The organism is Vibrio qinghaiensis (genome assembly GCF_002257545.1).
GTDB classification, from domain to species: Bacteria; Pseudomonadota; Gammaproteobacteria; order Enterobacterales; family Vibrionaceae; genus Vibrio; species Vibrio ordalii.
This window is the reverse complement of the sequence record NZ_CP022741.1, coordinates 1,530,436-1,550,458: the sequence shown is the minus strand read 5'-3', so window position 1 is coordinate 1,550,458 and position 20,023 is coordinate 1,530,436. Positions and strand designations below refer to the sequence as shown.

Annotated in this window: 19 protein-coding genes; 10 read left to right on the top strand and 9 right to left on the bottom strand. The window is 45.3% G+C overall.

Annotation, left to right across the window (positions count from 1 at the left end; all coding sequences use genetic code 11):
- Nucleotides 1-85 precede the first annotated feature (85 nt).
- A complete protein-coding gene (locus CCZ37_RS07105; RefSeq protein ID WP_010319755.1) occupies nt 86-817 on the top strand; it encodes a transporter substrate-binding domain-containing protein in 732 nt (243 codons plus the stop codon).
- Nucleotides 818-908: 91 nt separating this feature from the next.
- On the opposite strand, the gene trhO is transcribed toward CCZ37_RS07105, so the two are convergent.
- The 7 genes from trhO to CCZ37_RS07070 form a co-directional block, all read right to left on the bottom strand.
- Entirely contained in the window at nt 909-1,892 is a 984-nt protein-coding gene (gene trhO, locus CCZ37_RS07100) for an oxygen-dependent tRNA uridine(34) hydroxylase TrhO (protein ID WP_010319754.1), read from the bottom strand.
- A gap of 90 nt (nt 1,893-1,982) precedes the next feature.
- Entirely contained in the window at nt 1,983-2,765 is a 783-nt protein-coding gene (locus CCZ37_RS07095; protein ID WP_010319753.1) for a heme ABC transporter ATP-binding protein, read from the bottom strand.
- The gene (locus CCZ37_RS07090) at nt 2,762-3,796 is read right to left on the bottom strand and encodes a FecCD family ABC transporter permease (protein WP_094500135.1); all 1,035 of its coding nucleotides are present in this window, start codon (nt 3,794-3,796) and stop codon (nt 2,762-2,764) included. Before CCZ37_RS07090 ends, CCZ37_RS07095 begins: the two co-directional genes overlap by 4 nt.
- Before the next feature lie 10 nt (nt 3,797-3,806).
- Complete coding sequence (locus tag CCZ37_RS07085; RefSeq protein ID WP_094500134.1) at nt 3,807-4,655, bottom strand: heme/hemin ABC transporter substrate-binding protein; 849 nt, start codon at nt 4,653-4,655, stop codon at nt 3,807-3,809.
- Nucleotides 4,656-4,706: 51 nt separating this feature from the next.
- Nucleotides 4,707-5,117, bottom strand: a complete 411-nt coding sequence (locus tag CCZ37_RS07080; RefSeq protein ID WP_094500133.1) for an ExbD/TolR family protein — start codon at nt 5,115-5,117, stop codon at nt 4,707-4,709.
- Complete coding sequence (locus CCZ37_RS07075) at nt 5,114-5,821, bottom strand: MotA/TolQ/ExbB proton channel family protein (RefSeq protein ID WP_094500132.1); 708 nt, start codon at nt 5,819-5,821, stop codon at nt 5,114-5,116. The genes CCZ37_RS07080 and CCZ37_RS07075 overlap by 4 nt, the downstream gene beginning before the upstream one ends.
- Nucleotides 5,821-6,531, bottom strand: coding sequence for an energy transducer TonB (locus CCZ37_RS07070; protein WP_167372395.1), 711 nt, complete (start codon nt 6,529-6,531; stop codon nt 5,821-5,823). The genes CCZ37_RS07075 and CCZ37_RS07070 overlap by 1 nt, the downstream gene beginning before the upstream one ends.
- A gap of 301 nt (nt 6,532-6,832) precedes the next feature.
- Here CCZ37_RS07070 and hutX point away from each other — a divergent pair, with 301 nt between their 5' ends.
- From hutX to CCZ37_RS07055, 3 genes are all read left to right on the top strand, one after another.
- Complete coding sequence (hutX, locus tag CCZ37_RS07065; RefSeq protein ID WP_026027544.1) at nt 6,833-7,342, top strand: heme utilization cystosolic carrier protein HutX; 510 nt, start codon at nt 6,833-6,835, stop codon at nt 7,340-7,342.
- Nucleotides 7,343-7,396: 54 nt separating this feature from the next.
- The gene (gene hutZ, locus CCZ37_RS07060; RefSeq protein ID WP_017044790.1) at nt 7,397-7,927 is read left to right on the top strand and encodes a heme utilization protein HutZ; all 531 of its coding nucleotides are present in this window, start codon (nt 7,397-7,399) and stop codon (nt 7,925-7,927) included.
- Nucleotides 7,928-8,204: 277 nt separating this feature from the next.
- A complete protein-coding gene (locus CCZ37_RS07055; protein ID WP_094500131.1) occupies nt 8,205-9,110 on the top strand; it encodes an N-acetylmuramoyl-L-alanine amidase in 906 nt (301 codons plus the stop codon).
- Nucleotides 9,111-9,140: 30 nt separating this feature from the next.
- On the opposite strand, the gene CCZ37_RS07050 is transcribed toward CCZ37_RS07055, so the two are convergent.
- Nucleotides 9,141-11,291, bottom strand: a complete 2,151-nt coding sequence (locus CCZ37_RS07050) for a TonB-dependent hemoglobin/transferrin/lactoferrin family receptor (RefSeq protein ID WP_094500130.1) — start codon at nt 11,289-11,291, stop codon at nt 9,141-9,143.
- Between the two features lie 211 nt (nt 11,292-11,502).
- Nucleotides 11,503-12,399, bottom strand: coding sequence for an ROK family protein (locus CCZ37_RS07045; RefSeq protein WP_047691821.1), 897 nt, complete (start codon nt 12,397-12,399; stop codon nt 11,503-11,505).
- A 223-nt stretch (nt 12,400-12,622) separates the two neighbouring features.
- On the opposite strand from CCZ37_RS07045, the gene CCZ37_RS07040 reads away from it, so the two are divergent.
- The 6 genes from CCZ37_RS07040 (at nt 12,623) to CCZ37_RS07015 (ending at nt 19,994) form a co-directional block, all read left to right on the top strand.
- Complete coding sequence (locus CCZ37_RS07040) at nt 12,623-13,270, top strand: GTP cyclohydrolase II (RefSeq protein ID WP_013856740.1); 648 nt, start codon at nt 12,623-12,625, stop codon at nt 13,268-13,270.
- Nucleotides 13,271-13,436: 166 nt separating this feature from the next.
- Nucleotides 13,437-14,699 (top strand): imelysin family protein, encoded by a 1,263-nt coding sequence (locus tag CCZ37_RS07035; protein ID WP_094500129.1) that lies wholly within the window; start codon nt 13,437-13,439, stop codon nt 14,697-14,699.
- A gap of 78 nt (nt 14,700-14,777) precedes the next feature.
- On the top strand, nt 14,778-16,160 hold the full coding sequence (locus tag CCZ37_RS07030; protein ID WP_094500128.1) for a di-heme oxidoreductase family protein: 1,383 nt from the start codon (nt 14,778-14,780) through the stop codon (nt 16,158-16,160).
- A 9-nt stretch (nt 16,161-16,169) separates the two neighbouring features.
- Entirely contained in the window at nt 16,170-17,207 is a 1,038-nt protein-coding gene (locus CCZ37_RS07025; RefSeq protein WP_094500127.1) for an imelysin family protein, read from the top strand.
- The gene (locus CCZ37_RS07020; RefSeq protein ID WP_094500126.1) at nt 17,188-18,297 is read left to right on the top strand and encodes a DUF1513 domain-containing protein; all 1,110 of its coding nucleotides are present in this window, start codon (nt 17,188-17,190) and stop codon (nt 18,295-18,297) included. The genes CCZ37_RS07025 and CCZ37_RS07020 overlap by 20 nt, the downstream gene beginning before the upstream one ends.
- 143 nt (nt 18,298-18,440) lie before the next feature.
- The gene (locus CCZ37_RS07015) at nt 18,441-19,994 is read left to right on the top strand and encodes a L,D-transpeptidase family protein (protein WP_094500125.1); all 1,554 of its coding nucleotides are present in this window, start codon (nt 18,441-18,443) and stop codon (nt 19,992-19,994) included.
- Nucleotides 19,995-20,023: the final 29 nt, after the last annotated feature.

Genomic DNA, 20,023 nt, shown 5'->3' with positions numbered 1-20,023 from the left:
AAACATAAGTTCAAAACATAAGTTCAAAACATAAGTTCAAAACATAAGTTCAAAACATAAGTTCCACCTTCAAGGAGAAGAAAGTATGAAGCGTCTGATGATCTTTATTTTCAGTGTGATGATGGTTTTACCGAGTAGCTTTGCCGCGACAATCACGGCTGCACAAGATCCATGGCCACCTTTTATTTCACCGGACAAAAGTATGCCGGGGCTATCGGTAGACATCGCTGTTGCGGCGATGAAAACACAGGGCTATGACGTCAATTTCCAAATCATGCCTTGGTCACGAGCATTAGATGAGGTGACTAAAGGACGTATCGACTTGCTTCCAGCTACTTGGTATACGCAAGAGCGAACAGGCTACTTGGTTTATAGTGATACTTACCTAGAAAATGAACTGAGCTTTATAAAAAGAGCAGGTGATGGATTTGAATTTTCAGATTTAAATAGTTTAAGTGGTAAGAATGTGGGCATCGTTAGGGGTTACGGTTATGGGGATGATTTTTTATCCGCCACTAATTTCAACAAGCCGGATGCTAATGATCTCACGACTAACTTGAAGAAATTGCAAGCCAAACGAATCGATCTTACCCTTGAAGATAAGTTGGTCGCGTTATCGACCATGAAAGAGGCGGGCTTAAATAGCAGTGATTTTCAGTTTACCACTGCATCGTTGTCTAAAAATCCTTTACATGTTACCTCAGGTAAAGCGAACCCTAATGCGCAGAAATATATTGATGCGTATAACAAAGGGTTAGCCACGATTAAAGCTGACGGAACATTTGATGCCATTTTAGCGAAATACGGTATTCAGTGATTTTTTTAAAAAAAGGCCGCAGTTTTAACGCTGCGGCCTTTTTCTATTCCAATAGGATTTGAATCCTTTGAAGTAAGCATTGGGGTAAATATTAGCGCTTCGAGCCGCGCTGCTCAGCTTTACGTGCTAATTTTTGCGCACGCTTTTGCTCGATCAGTGATGCGGTATCGCCGCCAATGTGTGCTTCGCCACGCTGTTTTGCGAGCTGAACTTGTTTTTCTCGCTCACGGAAACGTGCCAATTGCTCCGCAGAGTGAGTACCGAAACAAGATGGACAACTGACGCCTTGCTCATAGTGTTCGCTCTGTTTGTCTTCATCGGTAATCGGCAAACGGCAAGCGTTACATACATGGTAGTGGCTCTCTTTTAAAGCGTGCCCTACCGCCACTCGGCCATCAAACACATAGCAGTCACCTTGCCATAAGCTCTCTTCTTGCGGCACTTCTTCTAAGTATTTCAAAATGCCACCTTCGAGATGGTACACCTCATCGAACCCTTGCTCTTTTAAATAAGCCGTGGATTTTTCACAGCGAATCCCGCCAGTACAAAACATCGCGACTTTTTTGTGTTTCTCTGGTGCGAGGTTCTTCTTCACATAATCAGGAAACTCACGAAAGGTTTCAGTGTGTGGGTTAAGCGCATTTTTGAAGGTGCCAATTTGGATTTCATAATCATTACGGGTATCGACAACCAGCACATCAGGGTCTGAAATTAGCGCATTCCAGTTTTCTGGTTTCACGTAAGTGCCCACAACGTGACGAGGGTCGATGCCTTCAACGCCCATAGTGACAATCTCTTTTTTTAGCTTCACTTTGGTACGGTTAAATGGCTGCTCTGAGGCTTGTGATTCTTTGTAAACCGTGCCTTTCAAATTCGGTTCAGCATCAAGCCAAGCTAGTAGCGCATCTATCCCTTTACGTGTTGATGCCACGGTGCCGTTAATTCCTTCACTGGCTAATAATAGCGTGCCACGAATTTGGTTTTCCTCCATTAGTTCAAGAAGCGGTGCTTGCAGCTCTTGGTAGTGATTGAGTTCAACAAACTTATAGAGTGCACAGACGACGTACTGACTCATGGGGTACCTTTTAAAAAACGAGATAAAGAATAGGGGCGCATTATAGCGAAGGGATGCGCCCACAAATACGGACAATTATTAAGGACAATATTAGATGGGGTAGACCATAGGAAAATCCATGGTTGGATGCGCGGCGACAAGTGACGAGTAGCCATACACCTGCTCAATTCTTTCTGCATTGAGCGCTTCCCAAGGTGGCGCATCACAAACCAGTTTGCCATTGTGCAGCATCACCATTCGATCTGCATATTGAGCTGCAAGGTTGAGATCGTGCAGCACAACGACAACAGCGCATTGCTCTTGGCGTGCTAATGAACGTGCAATGCGCAGTGTATTGTGCTGGTGAGCCAGATCTAACGCTGACGTTGGTTCATCCAGCATCAGGATTTTTTTGTCACCGGAGTGGTGAAGTTGAGTTAATACCCGCGCCAGATGTAAACGTTGTTTTTCACCACCCGATAAAGCCGGGTAGAGATTGTTCGCTCTATCGCTGATATCGGTTTGTTGCATGTAGTGTAGCGCCACTTCACTGACTTGTTGATGGCTTAAATTTAATGGCAGTGCGCCTAATTCCACCACTTCTTGAGCGATAAAAGGAAAGCTCAACGTACTTTGCTGCGGAAGAATGGCCAAGTGCTTTGCTAACTCATTCGGTTGCCACAGTGCTTGCGGAACACCGAAGTAAGCCATTTTGCCTGTTGATGAGATTTCACCGCTGAGTATTTTCAACAAGGTACTTTTTCCAGCACCATTGGGGCCAAGTAATGCCGTGACTTGACCTGAAAAAATCTCAATATCAATCTTATCCAAAATGGTTCGATGGCCAAATTTAACCGATATATTACTGGCTTGGATCGCTGCCGTTGTACTCAAAATACTTTGCCTTTTTGTTGAAACAGAAGATAAAGGAAGAAAGGTGCACCCACCAGCGCAGTCACAATCCCGACAGGCAGCTCCGCAGGTGCCACTGCTATACGGGCAAACATATCGGCGACAGTGAGTAAGAGTGCACCAAGTAAAGCCGAAATGGGGATCAAACTACGGTGATCGGGGCCAACCAGCATCCGGCCTAGATGAGGGATGACCAACCCGATAAAACCAATCATGCCCACCGCGCTGACGGTCACTCCAACGCCGAGTGCGCTGAGTAAAATCATTGAACGTTTAAGCCGTTGCACAGAAATGCCTAGATGACGCGCTTCAGACTCGCCAAGTAATAGTGCGTTGAGCGCCATCGCTTGACGGGAGAAACAGACGAGCAGCAGCAGTAAGGTCACAGCGCACAAGAGAATATTTTGCCAGTTTGCACCCGCCAGTGATCCCATAGACCACAATGAGAGATCGCGTAGCATTTGATCGTCTGCAACATAATTCAAATAGCCAATACCCGCCCCCGATAGCGCGCTGATGGCGACGCCTGCGAGTAGCATGATGGTGACGGAAGTGCCAAATTTACTGGTGCCTAATCGGTAAACCAACAAAGTAGTCAATGCACCGCCTAAAAAGGCAAAAATAGGTACCACCGCAGCACTCATCCACGGGTTGGAAAACAGCGCTAAATTGGCGAATAGCACAATCGCAAGAGCGGCTCCGAGGGCTGAACCTGCCGAAACACCGATAATGCCGGGCTCAGCTAATGGATTACGAAACAGGCCTTGCATCACCGTCCCGCACAGCGCCAAAATTGCTCCAACCAATAAGCAGAGCAGGGTACGCGGAAAGCGGATCTCGTGGATGACTAAATTGATGTGCGCGGCAATGTCATTGGAGTGCAGCACGAGACTTTTTATGCTGTCGCTGAAGCTGATATTCATTGGGCCAACCGTAATCGAATAAAGGCTAACCAAAACCACCAACAGTAGTAGTGTTGCATTCACCACATTTCTTGAGAGATGACGTAACAAAATAGGCCCCTTAAGGATAGAGCAATGCGTTTAGACGTTGCGCTTCAGCCAAGCTTTTAAGGCCTAACCCGCCGACGAGAGCGTGGCCATCGATGGTGATGATCTGCTTATTTATCCCAGCCGGAGTTGCCACTAATGTCGGTATGGATTGCAAAATGGCGTCGGCTCCTCCGAGTTTTTCATAACTGCGGCCACTGACTAAAATCACGTCCGGTTGCATCTCGATTATCGCTTCCATCGACAGTGGTTTATAAGACGTCACTTGTTCAGCGGCGGGGTTAACCGCGCCAGCCAACTCAATAATGCTGTTTGGTGTGGTGTCACTGCCAGCCACGTTGGCTGCTCTTCCTTCGTGGATAAGGAGAAATAGCACTTTTTTCGGTGTCTTATGGGTAGATTGATGATGGGTTAACGCCGCTATTGTGCTTTGAACTTGCTGTTTGAGCGCTTTAGCTTGAGGCTTTGCATCAGCGAGCGTCGCGATTTGGTCAATGCGTGCCAACAACCCATGTGGTGTGGATTCATCGTTCACCACCTCGACGTTAACGCCAGCGCCTTTAAGCTGTTGCAATGTGCTTTCTGGCCCCATTTCACTAGAACCAATCAATTGTGTTGGTGCTAAGGCTAATAATCCTTCTGCGGATAATTGGCGATGATAACCGATTTTTGGGAGAGCAAGATCGTTTGGAATTTCACTGGTGACATCGACTGCAACAAGTTTATTTTGTGCGCCTAACGCAACGAGGATTTCAGTCACCGCGCTGCCCGCACTGATAATTCGTTCTTGCGCGCAGAGCCAAGGTGAGAAGATGAAGAGCGTTATGGCAACAAGCCAATGAGAAAGAGAGTTGTGTGTCATCGTGTTGTACTCATGAAAATCATACGGTTTTTAAAAGCGCGTATGAACAGGCTATTGGGGATGATCGGTTAATAACTGAGTGGCAGCGATGCCATTGTCTTGCAAGAACGCCAGCAATTTAACCAACTGCTGCACTTCAGCGGTTTTGTCTGCGCCAATCACGATAGGGCGATCACTGGTTTTGCTTTGTTCTAACAACGCCAATGTGAAGTTATTCCAATCGATATACTGTTTGCCATCGATAGCCCAGTAAGGTTCGTGCGCCAGAAGATTCACTGTGATTGACTGCTTGTTCACTTCACTCACGGTGGGTGAGTCGGTTGTTGGCAGTGAAACGTCTAATGACTCAAATTTAACCGCAGCTGTAAGCAGTAAAAACACCATGACAATAAAAATGATATCCAACAATGGCGTTAAATCTGGCATTAATGCGGATGAGTGAGAGTGCGGTGTCTTAATCATGATGCATTAACCACATCATTGTCAGAGACATCTTCATACTTAGCTACACGCTCTTGTTTAGTGGTGCAATCATGTTGTAAAGAAACACCTTCGAGCCATAAGTTGACATAATTGAGTGTGTGCTCAAGTTTTGCCATCACTCTGTCAGCCCATACACCAAGCAGCTGAGCGCCGGTAATTGCGGGAAGCGCGATCAGCAAACCTGCAGCCGTGGTTCGCATCGCAATCCCTAGGCCATCCGCAAGGTCGTTTGGCGTAATATTGCCAGAAGAGAGCGCGACCCCCTTGAACATTTCAATTAAACCTAACACAGTGCCAAGTAAGCCTAGCAGTGGGCTGATCACACCAATCAAAGATAAAATGCGCAGTCCAGAATGCAGTTGATGACGCTTTTCTTGCAACCAAATGCCCGCCGCATCTTCACGTAATCCTTTGGCGAAATCGTGATGAGCAAGCAGCATGGCAACCCCTTTATAAAGCAATGGGCGCTTGCTTGAGAATTCACTGGCTAACGCCTCAATTTGCGCTGTATTGGTCGGTGATATTTGGTTGAGCGCACTACCGATCGCACCTTTTCCGACACCAAGGCTAAGCAGTACTTGGAAAAGCCGTTCAGTAATGATCATAGTCCCAAGTGCTGAGCAGACAAAAAGAGGCCAGGCCATCAGGCCAAGTTGTTGTTCTAGTTGAGTAAGTAGTTCCATTATCCTTCCAATTTAAAACGTACTGGGATTTGCACTCGGTGGGCTATTTTTTCACCGTTCACCACTTGAGGAGAGAATGTCCACTGTTTGATGGCATTAAGAGCCGATTCATCCAGCAGTGCCGTGCCCGACGAAGAGAGCAGCACCTGTTTGATTTGGCGGCCGTTTTCGTCTAACCAAACCTCATACATCGCAACGCCTTCAATTCCTCGTTTTTGTGCAAGCCTTGGATAAACAGGAGGGGCTGGGCGAGTAACAAAAGACGGCGCATCGACTAATTTCGGTTGATTAGTTGCGCCGCTGCTGCTTGGGGCGGCGGCGGTTTTCGGTGTCGATTCAGTGCTATTTTCATTCTCTACAGAGGATGTCACGACTTCCTTTACAGGAGTTTGCACTTGTGCTGATTTTGTCGGTATTTTAGGTGCTGGTTTGTCTACTACAGGTTTGGACAGGCTCTTTTGCTGCACCACCTTTTGCGGCTCTTTTTTTGCTGGTTTGGGCTTGTTGGCTCTCTTTTCTGGAGGTGGGGTTTTTGTTGCTTGCTCTTGTACTACCTGAGCTTGAGGTTGAGCCACAAAGTTAATCGACACTGAGGTGGATTGATTTCCCGCAGGCATGGCAAACACTTTTGATTCGTCATCAACAAACAAAATCGCCGCGTGAATTGCGAGAGATAGGCTGCCAGCGACAAGATATCTAGTGAAATTCACGTTGTACTCCATATAAAAACAAAGCGTTTAGAGAGAGGATTATCACCCATCAATTAAATAAGATCAATTATCAATTGCATTATCATTTGCATCAAATTATGATTTTATGAATTTGAAAAGATGGGTTAGAAACGCCTTGTTAGCACAGGGTTTTCTATCAACCACAATTAATCATAAACAATCTGAATTAATTCACCTTTGCCATAACTTTACTTACTGGATCGGGTTTTTAGTGGCGATTAATGTGATGTACTGAGCCAGCGTAAGGCGATTTAAAGCGAAGAACGAACTGGAAATGAATATGGATTTACTTGAACAGAAAGTGGCCTCTTTATTAGAGCAACAACCGACCTTATTGCCGGCAGCGATGGCGCAAGAGTTGAATGTGACTGAATTTGAAGTGGTGCAGGCATTGCCTGAAGAGATGGTTGCGATTGTTGATGGGGCTCAAGCTCAATCGCTGTTGGAATCACTAGCGGATTGGGGAATGGTCACAACGATTGTCCACTCTTTTGGCTCTATATTTGAAGTGAAAGCGCCTTTTCCAAAAGGGAAGTTGGCTCGTGGCTATTATAACTTGATGGGTAAAGAGGGCGAGTTACACGGTCATTTAAAGCTGGAATCTATCCAACACGTAGCTTTAGTCAGCAAGCCTTTTATGGGACGTGAAAGTCATTACTTTGGTTTCTTTAGTGAGCAAGGCGATAACATTTTTAAAATTTATCTAGGCCGAGATGAAAAGCGCGAACTGATTGCAGACCAAGTCGCACGTTTTAAAGCACTACAACAAGACGTTCATTCAAACCAATAATATTGATATAACAATAAGCCCTGAACGCAATGCGAAAGGGCCGAGGAGAAAGTCATGGATCAGCAGATCAAACAAGAGCGATTACAAGGACGATTGGAGCCTGAAATCCAAGAGTTTCGTCAAGAACGTCGTACATTGCAATTGGCTACGGTGGACGCGGAAGGCCGTCCGAATGTCAGCTACGCGCCATTTGTACAAAACCAAGAAGGTTACTTTGTGCTGATTTCGCACATCGCTCGTCATGCGCGTAACTTGGAAGTGAACCCGCACGTCTCCTTGATGATGATTGCAGACGAAGGTTCATCAAAACAGATTTTTGCCCGTCAACGTTTGACGTTTGACGCCGTTGCGAGTGTTGTACCACGTGAAACGGCATTATGGCAGCAAGTCATCGGCCAAATGCAAGCTCGTTTTGGCGAGATCATTGATGGTTTAAGCCAGCTACAAGACTTTGCACTATTCCAATTGAAAGTAGAAAAAGGTCTTTATGTGAAAGGCTTTGGTCAAGCCTATCAAGTGTCTGGTGACGACATGGTTGATTTTGTGCACCTTGATGAAGGGCATAAGAAAATTTCTAATGCTTAACATTTATCAAATGTAGCTCACCATGATCCTACTGCTGACGTTGAGAGTCACTCAATTTCTCCGGTGAGTGCAAGCTGAGGTGAAGGGCTAGAAGCTGACAAGGTGGTGGCTCAAAGACGGGATAATCTATTCCTGCCTAGAGGCGATACTGGTACTATGTCGATAGATATTCAGTACTCTGAACTCGGTATAAATTATTGATGAAAGAAACTTGCTGAGCTTTACGAAAGAGCAATAGCCCTTTGCTTTTCACAAACACGGGAGAAGTGTTGAACCTATGGAAAAATCCATTTTAGAAAGGGCAAGGCCTGCTGTTATAGGATTGCTATTATTGACAACAGCCTCTTGTTCCTCATTTATCCAGATGGAGACTCCTAACCGGAATGATAGAGTTCGAACGGTGGTTATCCACTTTACCGCAGAAAGTGAAGCCAAAACTCTAGATCGTTTCATGGATTCAGATGCACAGGTTAGCGCTCATTTTGTCGTGACCGAGGAAAAGATCTATCAAATGGCTGATCTTGGTAGTCGAACCTATCATGCTGGTATTTCTTTCTGGAGAGGTAGGCATTCCCTGAATGATACCTCTATCGGTATAGAGCTTGTTCAGGAAATTGATTGTATTGAACCTAACAATACTAATGGAGTCTTTCCGAGACAGAGCTGTGCTTATCCAGACTACTCGCCCGGTCTTATTATCAATACCATCAAGGTACTTGAAAATATCTACGCGACTTACCCCAACATAGGCCCTGTTGATATTGTTGGCCACCAAGATGTTTCACCTATGAGGAAATCAGATCCCGGACCTCGTTTTCCCTGGCAGTATCTCAATCAGGCTGGTTATGGTGCTTGGTACGATAGTGCGGATTATTTAAATGAGTACCGTAGATTAGAGGACCAAAAACTTGACCAAAACCTCTTCATTAAGGCCCTTTATCGGTACGGCTATCAAAAAGTCACTCCCTCTGAATCGATGTACCTTATTAGTGCATTTCAGACACACTTTACGCCAGAGTTAGTGACTGGAAAGGTAACTAGGGAAAGTATGGCGGCGATTCTAGCGCTCCTTAAAAAGTATTTTCCTGAAGAGTATATGGAAATATCGAACAGCTTGTATGCGATGGAAGGAGAAGCCCACAAAACAATAGTAATGCAAGCATATAAAATGCACTCCTTTTGATAAAGAAGTGCATTTTTGGATTTTTAATCGCTAAAACTCATATTTAGCGGTAATAGCATAGTTACGCTCAGCTTGAGAGTAGTCGTTATCTAAGCTTGTTTTACCGCGGATATCACTCCAACGGTAGTACTCTTTGTCGGTTAAGTTAAATATGCCCGCAGTAATCGTGACATCTTGCATTGGTTTAAAGTAAGCGGTGATATCGACAATGGTCGCACTCGGCAGTTCCACTTGGTTTTCTTTACCGCCATTGAGCTTATCACGGTTGATATTACCGGCTGATTTCGCAGCAGTATAATTCAACTTCAGGCTAGTCCCCCAAGTGGTACTGTCATCATCATAATTTAGTGCTGCGACAACATTCCATGGGTTTACGCTGTTCAATGGACGTCCGTTACCATCTTCACCTTTGCTATAACTTGCCGCTAGGCGTGTTGACATACCATTCGGGGCTCCAATTAATTGATCCAATTTTAATTGATTTGATAATTCAATCCCTTTGATCGTCGCTTCACTTAAGTTGACATAAGAGCGGTGCTCTATCTTGTTCTCCTTCTTTGTTATGACTTGTTCAATGAAATCATCATAATCGCTATAAAATGCAGAAATTTCGGTTGCTGAGGCGTTTGAATTGTGACGATAACCCAATTCATAGGCCAAGCTTGTTTCTGACTTAAGGTATGGGTTTGGATCGTTCACATAATTGTGAGCAATGTTGTCATACGTGTAGTACAGCTCAGTAAAGTTAGGGGCACGGAAGCCTTGGCTGACTTGAGCAAATACCGAATGTTGATTATTGATGCGGTACAGTGCGCCAAGACGGCCAGTGAGTGCTGAATCGTCAAATTTAACGAGGGGTTCTGTGGTGCTACCACCGGGATCGGTGCTAAATGAATCATAACGAAGGCCGGGTGTGACAATCAAATTACCGCTCAAAAGGGTGATCTCATCTTGAACAAAGAGGCCGATTTTTTGGTCTGTAGCATCCGGTGTATAAACCAAAACTTGATTTGGCGTGGCAGGATCCGAGTTGAGTTCTGTATTGGTATTTGAAATATCGCTACTGGCAAAACTTAAACCATAAATAAAGTTATGTTCGGTTTGACCTAAGGTAACTAACTTATCCAGTTGCGTTTCTAATTCAATTTTATCTTCATTATAGAAGTAATCTTTGGTTTGTTGGTTGTCCGCATTGGCTGGAGTGTAAGGAGGCCTTCCTGACGATGCTGGCTGAAAACGGTGCGTTAAGCCGTTATCTTCTTTGCTTTGCCAAGATGCTCTGCTAGTGATGGTGTCTGCGATGGCAGAGTCAGCTAGCCAAATGTGTTTGATGCCAAGGCGATACTGTTTCGTTGTATCTTGACCATGATAGTTTTTGTAACTGGAATGAGCGATATCAGAATCTGTTTTGTTATGCAGTGCTTCACCAAAGAACTCCAAACGGTGAGCATCGCTCAGTTGATATTGGAGCTTAAGTAGCAAGTCATTTTTTGCACTATCTTGACTCTCTATCGAATAATTTTCTTTACGATCGGCAAAATTTTGTTGCTCTTGTCCATCACGGCGAGTATAGGCGACCAAGGTCTCTAAATTGCCACTTTTATTTGCAATGGCAATATGTTCACTGAAAGATTTATCTTCTGAAGAGTAGGAAAGCTTTGCTTGTCCGCCTGTGGTTGCGTCTCCTTTTAGGAAATCACGAGGATCTTTGGTGTCAAAGGCGACGACACCACCAATGGCATCACTGCCGTGAAGGCTTGACGCCGCACCTTTGATGACTTCAACACTCTTTACCATATCGGGATCGATACTGATAGCGCTCGAATTGACAAAAGAGTAAGGACCTCCGTCGAATGCTTGTCCTTGTGTGACCCCATCGACCATGATTTTGATTCGATTACCTTCTACGCCCCGAATATTGATGGTCTGTACACCTTGGCGAGATGAGCTATTGGTTGAAACTCCAGGGGTATATTCAAAGATAGCGGCGACATCTTTTGCCATATTGGCTTCAATGTCTTTGCTCGAAACGACAGCAACAGAAGCGGCGGTATTTTCGATGGTTTGAGAAGTTCGCGTTGCCGAAACAACGACCTCATCGAATCGAGAAACTTCTTCTGCGAGAGCTGCAGGGGAAAGCGCTAGCAATATGGAGGCTGATAGTAGTGTTTTAGTGTACATCTGAGTTATTACCTTATTCATCAATAACAGATTTAAGCTGTGTGCAATGATATTGGATCTAAATGGTAATTACTATCATTTGTATTTATGCGCGGAGTGAAGTGTAAACAGAATTAGGAATATATAGTTTAAATATCAATTGGTTGATATGTAAAACACTTGCTTTACTTAATTTTTCGATGACTAAAGTTGTGACTTTAATCACTTTCTGCTAGTTCAAACCTAGCCAAGCTGCACCACGGATGCCGCTGCTGTCACCATATTTCGCTTGGGTAAACACAATCTGTGCACTATCAGAAAAAACGTAGTTCGCTGTTGCCCGAGGTAGATCAACATACAGCGATGCTACGTTTGATAATCCTCCGCCAAGCACTATCACATCAGGATCCAACACATTGACGATGCAAGCAAAGCTACGCGCCATTTGATCAATCAATTGTTGATAAAGCTTTGTTGCTTGTGGGTCTTGCTGCTGGTAGCGAGTGATAATTTCGGCTGCATTCCACTCTTGTTGACCAATCAACTGAGCACTCTTTGTTAAGCCAGAACCGGAGATAAAGAGTTCAATACAGTTATCGCGTCCGCAATAACAGTGGCGAGTAGGCCCATCACGTTCACTGGTAAAACTTGGCAGCGGATTGTGCCCCCACTCACCGCATACGGCGTTCGCACCGACCAATACCTGTTTGTTGATCACAATACCGCCACCGCAACCTGTGCCCAAAATCGCGCCAAAGACTACGTTACCATCTTTGGCGGCACCATCGACCGCTTCAGACAGCGCAAAGCAATTGGCATCATTGGCAATAACAACATTGCGTTGCAGGCGAGCGCACAGATCGGCTTTTAAATCTCGACCATTTAAAAAAGTGCAATTGGCATTTTTGATAAGCCCTGTCGCTGGGCTGATGGCTCCGGGAAGTCCAATCCCGATTTGGCAGTGAGTTTGAGTTTCGCTTTCGGCCATTGCAACCAGTTGACATAAGGTACTTAGAAAAAGCTCGTACTCATGTGGGGTAGGGGTTCGGTGTTTAAAGAGGGTGTTTCCTGATTTATCCAGTACGCAAATTTCAATTTTGGTGCCGCCAATGTCGAAACCTATCAGCATGATTTTCCCTTATTTTGGATGTTGAGTGTGAGTCCTGACTATGGAATATAGTCTAATAATCAACGTGTTTTGTCTTTGAACTGAACAAGATAACGTGAAGTGGTGAGATTTTTTCTTTTGATTGCTGAAAATTGTTATATTATAACATTTCTCAGCAAGTGATCTTTTTATTGAAAAGGGGAGTATCTATCCCCATAGTTAGGTCATCAATGGGTCAATTCGAATGCAAATCAATTCAGCATTGCAACAAGCAATTATTCAAGTGAGTGTAGATATGGCGGAAGTACGAGCCAGAGTGGATTTCAAAGTCGGTCTAAAAAGCAATATTGACGCCGAAATACTCTCTTTTAGAGGACTGAAAACAGACAAAGAACATGTTGCGGTCATTTTTAAATCCGCTGATGTTACTCAGGAAACTCCTTTAGTCCGTATGCATTCAGAGTGTTTAACGGGCGATGTTTTTCACTCATCACGCTGTGATTGTGGTGAACAATTAGAAGAAACCATTAATAAAATGGGCGAAGTTGGCGGCATTATCCTCTATTTGCGTCAAGAAGGTCGAGGCATTGGTCTGTACAACAAAATTGATGCCTATCGCTTACAAAGTGCGGGGATGAATACCTATGAAGCCAACAATCATCTTGGCTTTGGTGACGACCTGCGTGATTTCACTGAAGCGGCGCAGATGTTGAAAGCGTTAAATGTGACCAAGATTCGTTTAGTCACTAATAACCCTAAAAAAAGTCGTGAGCTGAAGGAGCATGGTATTGAAATTGTAGAGGTCGTGAATACCGCAGCACATATTAAGTCGGGTAATGAAAATTACCTCAAGGCCAAAGTTTCCCATGGCAAACACAACTTAAAACTATAATCCAGACTTATAGATGACAGCCAAAAACCTCATTTCGGTGAGGTTTTTGGCGTTTTTACCTTGCAAAAAAATGGATGATTTGTATTATCGGCGACTAAAAGTGCAAATGATAATAATTAGCACTACCATAAGATAACGCTCAAATCGCCTCAACAAGGATGCTCCCATGAAAGTTAACACGCTTCTTATTCAGTCAATTGCTGCCTCACTTGCCATCGCAAGTAGTGCGTCATTTGCCGCTACCGTCACTAAGGAGCAGGTGGTCGAACATTATGCCAATATTGCCCATGCCGTGTTTGCAGATTCGCTGACGACCGCTCAATCATTAGAAAAATCAATTGATCAGTTCTTGATGACTCCCTCGGCGGCTAAATTGGAAGAGGTGAAACAAGCGTGGTTAGCATCGCGAGTGCCTTACCAGCAGTCCGAAGTCTTCCGTTTTGGCAATGCCGTTGTTGACGATTGGGAAGGGCAACTCAATGCTTGGCCTCTTGATGAAGGGCTGATTGACTACGTCGCTACTGATTACCAATATGAACTGGGCAATGAAGGCGCCAGCGCTAACATCATTGCCAACCAAACGCTGAAAATTGGTGCGACAACGATTGATGTCTCGACTATCACACCAGAGCTGATTGCCAGCTTAAACGAAATTGGTGGCTCTGAAGCTAACGTCGCTTCAGGTTATCATGCCATTGAGTTTCTACTGTGGGGCCAAGATTTAAATGGCACCAATGCGGGAGCTGGTACTCGTGCTTACACAGATTTTGTCGTGGGTAGCGAATGCACCAATAACCATTGTGATCGCCGTGCCCAATACTTAAAAGCGGCTGCTCAACTGCTCGTGCAAGATTTGGCATGGATGGAAAAACAGTGGTCTGCGGATGAAAAAGCCAATTACCGTCACGAATTGCTTGCGGAATCAGCAGACAATGGTTTGCGTAAGATGTTATTTGGTATGGGGTCTTTATCACTGGGCGAATTAGCGGGCGAGCGTATGAAAGTGGCGCTAGAAGCAAACTCGACTGAAGATGAGCACGATTGTTTCTCGGATAATACCCATAACTCTCATTACTATAATGAACAAGGTATTTACAACCTTTATACGGGTTCGTACCAGCGTCAAGACGGAAAGGTACTAACAGGCCCAAGCCTGAATGATTTAGTAGCACAAAAGGATGCACAAGCAGCCCAAGAGATTCAAAAGCAGTTTGACAGTGCGCGCGCTGAAGTCGGTAAATTAGTCACGTCGGCTGAAAAAGATAATCAGCATTTCGATCAATTGATCGCGGCTAACAATCCTCAAGGCAACGCGATAGTCAATGGAGCCATTATGGCTTTAGTGGCTCAAACCGCTTCGATAGAACGTACCGCTTCAGTGATTGGGATTGATAACCTTAATCCAGATACTGCAGACCACGAATTCTAATAATAAGATGAAAGATCCAAGGGCTCAGATGAGCCCTTTTCCACGTTTACACTGAATAAAGATGTTGAGAAAAGCCCAATGAGATCGTTTTTTACCGTCGCGCTCCTAACCTTGTTTGCCCACCCCGTTTATGCCGATGAGGTGAAGTCGGGTGGCAAAACCAGTACAACCAAAGCTGGGCCGAATGCTTACTCGCTTCCTGCGGCCAATTTGCCCATGAGCAAACGGCTCGATTTTAGCGTGGGAAACAGTTTCTTTCGTAACCCTTGGGTGCCAGCGCCATCATCCACCGATGCAAGAGATGGTTTAGGGCCGCTTTTTAATACCAATGGTTGCCAAAATTGTCACATCAAAGATGGTCGCGGCCATCCGCCAGAAAAAAATGACACGCATGCCGTTTCGATGTTGGTTCGCCTGAGTATTCCAGCGGTGACGGATGAACAAAAAGCGATCTACGCCAAAGAAGGGGGGATCCCCGAACCCGTTTATGGTGGACAGTTACAAGATTTTGCTCTGCCCGATCAAAAAGCAGAAGGGCAAATCCACATTACTTATCAAGAGATTGCGGTTGCTTTTACGGATGGCCACCAAGTGATGTTACGCAAACCCAATTTAAAAATTACTGAACTTGGTTATGGCGATATGCATCCTGACACTCAGTTTTCGGCGCGTGTCGCTCCGCCAATGATTGGCCTTGGCCTGCTTGAAAGCATCGCGGATGCCAGCTTATTAGCAATGGCAGACCCTGAAGATAGTGATGGCGATGGTATCTCTGGCAAAGTGAACCGTGTTTGGGATGTAGAAAAAAAAGATTTTGCCATCGGGCGTTTTGGTTGGAAAGCCGGACAGCCTAGTTTAATGCAACAGAATGCCGCAGCGTTTAACGGCGATTTAGGATTGACCAGCCGTTTATTCCCAAAAGAAAACTGCACCGAGAAGCAAACACTCTGTCAAACCTTACCTAACGGCGGTGACCCTGAGGTCAGTGACAACATTCTTGATTTTGTCGAATTCTATTCTCAGCATTTAGCCGTTCCAGTGCGTCGCAATGTCGACGATCCACAAGTGAAGCTGGGTCAATCATTGTTCAAACAAGTTGGCTGTGAGAGTTGCCACCGTACTAACCTTAAAACGGTAAAAAGAACGGATCGCCCAGCCTTGTCAGAGCAAGAAATCCATCCTTACAGTGATTTACTACTGCATGATATGGGCGAAGGGTTAGCCGATAATCGTCCAGAAGCTTTAGCTAATGGACAAGAGTGGCGTACCCCGCCTTTGTGGGGGATCGGCTATACGCAAGAGGTGAGCGGCCATACTTATTTTTTACATGATGGCCGAGCGCGTAATCTCATGGAAGCGGTACTTTGGCACGGCGGTGAGGCGCAAGGTGCCAAAGAGAAAGTACGTCAATTCAATGCCAGCGAACGTAACGCGTTGATCGCTTTTCTTAATTCTTTATAGGGTGCGAGCATGAAATTCCCTCTGTTATTTTCGATAGCGGTTACCAGCGTACTTTCGGCTTGCCAACCCACGCCGAAATCGGCGCTTGAGCCGCAAAAAAACAATCATGTTAGCCAAGGTGTTTATGAAGTTGAATTTGCTGCGGCGCAGCGTTTTGCTCAACAATCGCACCAGCTTGCTCAATTATTTGATCAGCAATGTCAGCCGGGCGATGTTGCATTGCCCTTGCTGAAAGAACAGTGGCAGCAAACTATTGGGGCGTGGATGTTTTTACAAGGGCAAGAGAGAGGGCCAGCTAAAGCACTCGAGCAAAGTTGGAACGTACAATTTTGGCCAGATAAAAAAGACACTACCGGGCGAAAAATGAGCCTGTTAGCGAGCAGTGGCAAGCACTGGAGTGAGCAGCAGATTGCAAACCAGAGTGTCACAGTGCAGGGGATTGGCGCATTGGAATGGTTACTCTATGACCCTCAATCGCCGCTTCTGAAAAACCAGCAATTAGAAACGGGCTGTATGATTGGACAAGCGATCAGCGCGAATTTGGCGACGAAATCTCATTTGATTGCTGAGCAATGGCAACAGAATCCATGGGTGATGCTGGATCTGAGCGCTTGGCAAGCCGAATACATTGCGCTGCTCTCCAACCAGCTTGATTACAGCATGAAAAAACTGAGCCGCCCCTTAGCCAATATCGGCCAGCCACGCCCTTATTTTTCAGAATCGTGGCGCGCCAAAGTCTCTTTGAATAACCTGCAAAAGAATGTGCAAGCGATGCAAGCACTCTATTTAGCAAAAGATGGTTTAGATCAGATGTTGCGGGAAAGAGATCAAGTCGCCATGGCCGAACGCGTAAAAGCACATTTATCCTTGATGTTGGAAACGTGGCCGCAAACAGCCAGCTTATTTGATTTATTGCAAACGAAAGCAGGCTACCGTGAGGTGCTTGCGCTCTATAACAAGTTCGAACAACTCAATTATTTACTGCATGATGAAGTCGCGGTAGAGCTAGGTGTAGTGATAGGATTTAATGCAACCGATGGTGACTGATCTAACAAGGCGTACGCTACTGAAAGCGGCGTTATTGAGCGCATCAGCTCCCCTGCTGCCGCTGGGGTGCGCCACTACTCGTCGTGACGACCCACAACCGGCTTTGATTGGTTGCGCTATTCATAAAGGCTCGCAGTTTCGCGCTGTTGTGGCCGACGCCCAAGGTCAAGCGATTCACCAATTACCTTTGCCTGCAAGGGGACACGGTGTTGCTATCCATCCTACCTTGACGTATGCGGTCGCTTTTGCCCGTCGTCCCGGCGAGTTTTTGTTGGTGTTTAACTATCGAAATGGAGAACTCATCAAATTGCAACTGGCGCAACCCACGCGACATTTTTATGGGCACGGCGTTTACTCAAATGATGGTGCGTGGCTTTATGCAACTGAAGGCGAGAAAGCGACAAGTCGCGGCATTATTGGTGTGTATGATGTGCAGCACAGTTACCAAAAAGTGGCTGAGTTCAGTGGGTTTGGCATTGGTCCTCACGAAGTCATAGTGATGCCAGATGGCAGGCTTGCGATTGGGGTGGGTGGGGTGCATACCTTCGGCCGCGAGCCACTCAACGTAGAGAGCATGATGCCAAGCTTATCCTACCTTTCTCATCAAGGAGAAGTGCTTGAGCAACGGATATTGAACGACCACCATTTGAGCATCCGCCATCTTGCTCATGATGGTGCAGATACTGTGCTGTGCGGCCAACAATACCGAGGTCAGCCGGAAGAGTATCCACCTTTGGTAGCGCTACATCACCAAGGTGGCGAACTCATTCCGCTCTTGGCAGAGCCTGAACAATGGGCAAGATTCAACCATTACATTGCCAGTATTGCGGCGACCGACCAATGGATTTTAGCGACTTCTCCACGAGGTAACTGTTACGGTATTTGGTCAAAAGAGACACTGCAACTGGTTGAGTTGGCCTCTTTGCCGGATGCTTCTGGCGTGGTAGTGCAAGATCAGAAGTTCCAAGTCAGTTCAGGAGCTGGCTTGGTCATTAGTTCACCCTATCCTCAACCTGAAATACGCACGCGTAGTAATGTCCAATGGGACAATCACTGGTCTGCCATTGATTACTCTCGCCAAAAAAGCTGAGTAAGCGAACTAAATTTGTTTAATGATGATTCTCATTGCATGAGAGTTTATGAAGTTATTGTTGATATCGACAACAACGTTTAGCAGATAGCCGTTTCTTTTGCCATACTGAAATGTGAATCAAGGTTGTTGGATAGTTCAGAATGAGCAAAAGCATTTTATTAGCTTTATTATTAATTTTTCATAGCTTTTCTCTCCACTCTGCTGAGAAAGTACAACCTTTGTTGCTCTCGAAAGAGAGCGTATCTCTGCAATCTTTCATCCAATATCCACATTTAGTCGAACGAATTTACCAAGAGAATGAGAATCGGCGCATTTGGCAAGATGAGCAGATTGTTCGTCAATTTGAACATCAATTGGAAGTGATTCGCCGAGCGGGGTTTAGCCCTTTATTTTCACGCCAGTTAGCGCAAATGAAAGCGTATCGGAAGCAGCAAGCGTTCAACGAATACGATCTGCTGGCGACCGATACCTTACTTTTGTATTTGAGTTATGCTGAGCAAGCGCCCAAAGTGGGTATGGCTTGGTTCTTTGAAAGTAAGCTCAACTCTGCCATTGCTCCGCCAAGCCAAGAAGCCTTGTTCGCCCTTCATGTTGCGGTAGAAGTTAACAGTATTGGCGATCTGCTCAATGGCTATGCGCCGAACAACGCGGCTTATGATCAACTGCTACACGCCTATGATTTTCTGCTCAGTACTGAAAATGCAGCGCTCTTGTTGTACACCCAAAAAGGGTTAAAAAAACCCGGCGATAAGCTCTCACAACGTAATGTGCTTATTGCTCGCTTATCATTAGTTAATATCGATGTTAGCACAGTGCGTGACGACGTAACTTGGTATGACAACAGCTTGGTCAAACCTGTGAAAGAGTTTCAAGCGATGCACGGTTTAAAAGCTGACGGCATGATTGGCCCCGAGACCTTAAAGTGGTTAAATTTGTCTTTGCAGGCACGTCTGTCCATGTTGGCATTAAATGCAGAGCGAACTCGTTTGTGGCCAGAATCAAAAGAGACACAGATCGTAGTCAACGTTCCCAGTTTTGATATGCGTTACTGGTATTTAGGTAAAGAAGTCTTTCAGTCTAAAGTGGTGGTGGGCCGAGTTTCACGTAAAACGCCACTCATGAGCACCAAATTGGATTCTTTGATCCTTAACCCGACGTGGAATGTGCCATACAAAATTATGGTAGAAGATATTCTGCCGATGGTAAAAAAAGATCAAAACTATTTGCGTCAACACAACATTGATATTGTTTCGAGCTGGCGTTCGAACGATCAAATTGACCCAAGCAACATCAACTGGTCGGCGGTGAATCCTGCCTCTTTTCCCTACCGAATGCGTCAGCAAGCGGGGCAAGATAATGCGTTAGGTCTGTATAAATTTAATACGCCCAATCGTAGAGCGATTTACCTACATGATACGCCGAGTAAATACCTATTCAATAATACGTCGCGAGCCTTTAGTTCGGGTTGTATTCGAGTACAAAATGCCGACAAGTTTGCTTCGATGATATTAGAAACCCAAGGTATTGATGGTGATAAATTAACGGGTAAAGAGGGGCCTGTGAATGGCACGATCCCATTAAAGCAGCGCATCCCCGTACACATCATCTATCAAACCGTTTGGTATGAAGGTGGAGAACTGCACTACCGAGATGATATCTATCGTTATGATGCATTCAGCACCAGTAATGGGTGAATGGATACCGCTAGAACAGTGGTCACCTA

Excerpts from the sequence above, each read along its gene's own strand:
- CCZ37_RS07105 (WP_010319755.1), top strand. The coding sequence starts at position 86 with ATGAAGCGTCTGATGATCTTTATTTTCAGTGTGATGATGGTTTTACCG.
- trhO (WP_010319754.1), bottom strand. The coding sequence starts at position 1,892 with ATGAGTCAGTACGTCGTCTGTGCACTCTATAAGTTTGTTGAACTCAAT.
- CCZ37_RS07085 (WP_094500134.1), bottom strand. The coding sequence starts at position 4,655 with ATGACACACAACTCTCTTTCTCATTGGCTTGTTGCCATAACGCTCTTC.
- CCZ37_RS07080 (WP_094500133.1), bottom strand. The coding sequence starts at position 5,117 with ATGATTAAGACACCGCACTCTCACTCATCCGCATTAATGCCAGATTTA.
- CCZ37_RS07075 (WP_094500132.1), bottom strand. The coding sequence starts at position 5,821 with ATGGAACTACTTACTCAACTAGAACAACAACTTGGCCTGATGGCCTGG.
- hutX (WP_026027544.1), top strand. The coding sequence starts at position 6,833 with ATGGATTTACTTGAACAGAAAGTGGCCTCTTTATTAGAGCAACAACCG.
- hutZ (WP_017044790.1), top strand. The coding sequence starts at position 7,397 with ATGGATCAGCAGATCAAACAAGAGCGATTACAAGGACGATTGGAGCCT.
- CCZ37_RS07055 (WP_094500131.1), top strand. The coding sequence starts at position 8,205 with ATGGAAAAATCCATTTTAGAAAGGGCAAGGCCTGCTGTTATAGGATTG.
- CCZ37_RS07050 (WP_094500130.1), bottom strand. The coding sequence starts at position 11,291 with ATGTACACTAAAACACTACTATCAGCCTCCATATTGCTAGCGCTTTCC.
- CCZ37_RS07045 (WP_047691821.1), bottom strand. The coding sequence starts at position 12,399 with ATGCTGATAGGTTTCGACATTGGCGGCACCAAAATTGAAATTTGCGTA.
- CCZ37_RS07040 (WP_013856740.1), top strand. The coding sequence starts at position 12,623 with ATGCAAATCAATTCAGCATTGCAACAAGCAATTATTCAAGTGAGTGTA.
- CCZ37_RS07035 (WP_094500129.1), top strand. The coding sequence starts at position 13,437 with ATGAAAGTTAACACGCTTCTTATTCAGTCAATTGCTGCCTCACTTGCC.
- CCZ37_RS07030 (WP_094500128.1), top strand. The coding sequence starts at position 14,778 with ATGAGATCGTTTTTTACCGTCGCGCTCCTAACCTTGTTTGCCCACCCC.
- CCZ37_RS07025 (WP_094500127.1), top strand. The coding sequence starts at position 16,170 with ATGAAATTCCCTCTGTTATTTTCGATAGCGGTTACCAGCGTACTTTCG.
- CCZ37_RS07020 (WP_094500126.1), top strand. The coding sequence starts at position 17,188 with ATGCAACCGATGGTGACTGATCTAACAAGGCGTACGCTACTGAAAGCG.
- CCZ37_RS07015 (WP_094500125.1), top strand. The coding sequence starts at position 18,441 with ATGAGCAAAAGCATTTTATTAGCTTTATTATTAATTTTTCATAGCTTT.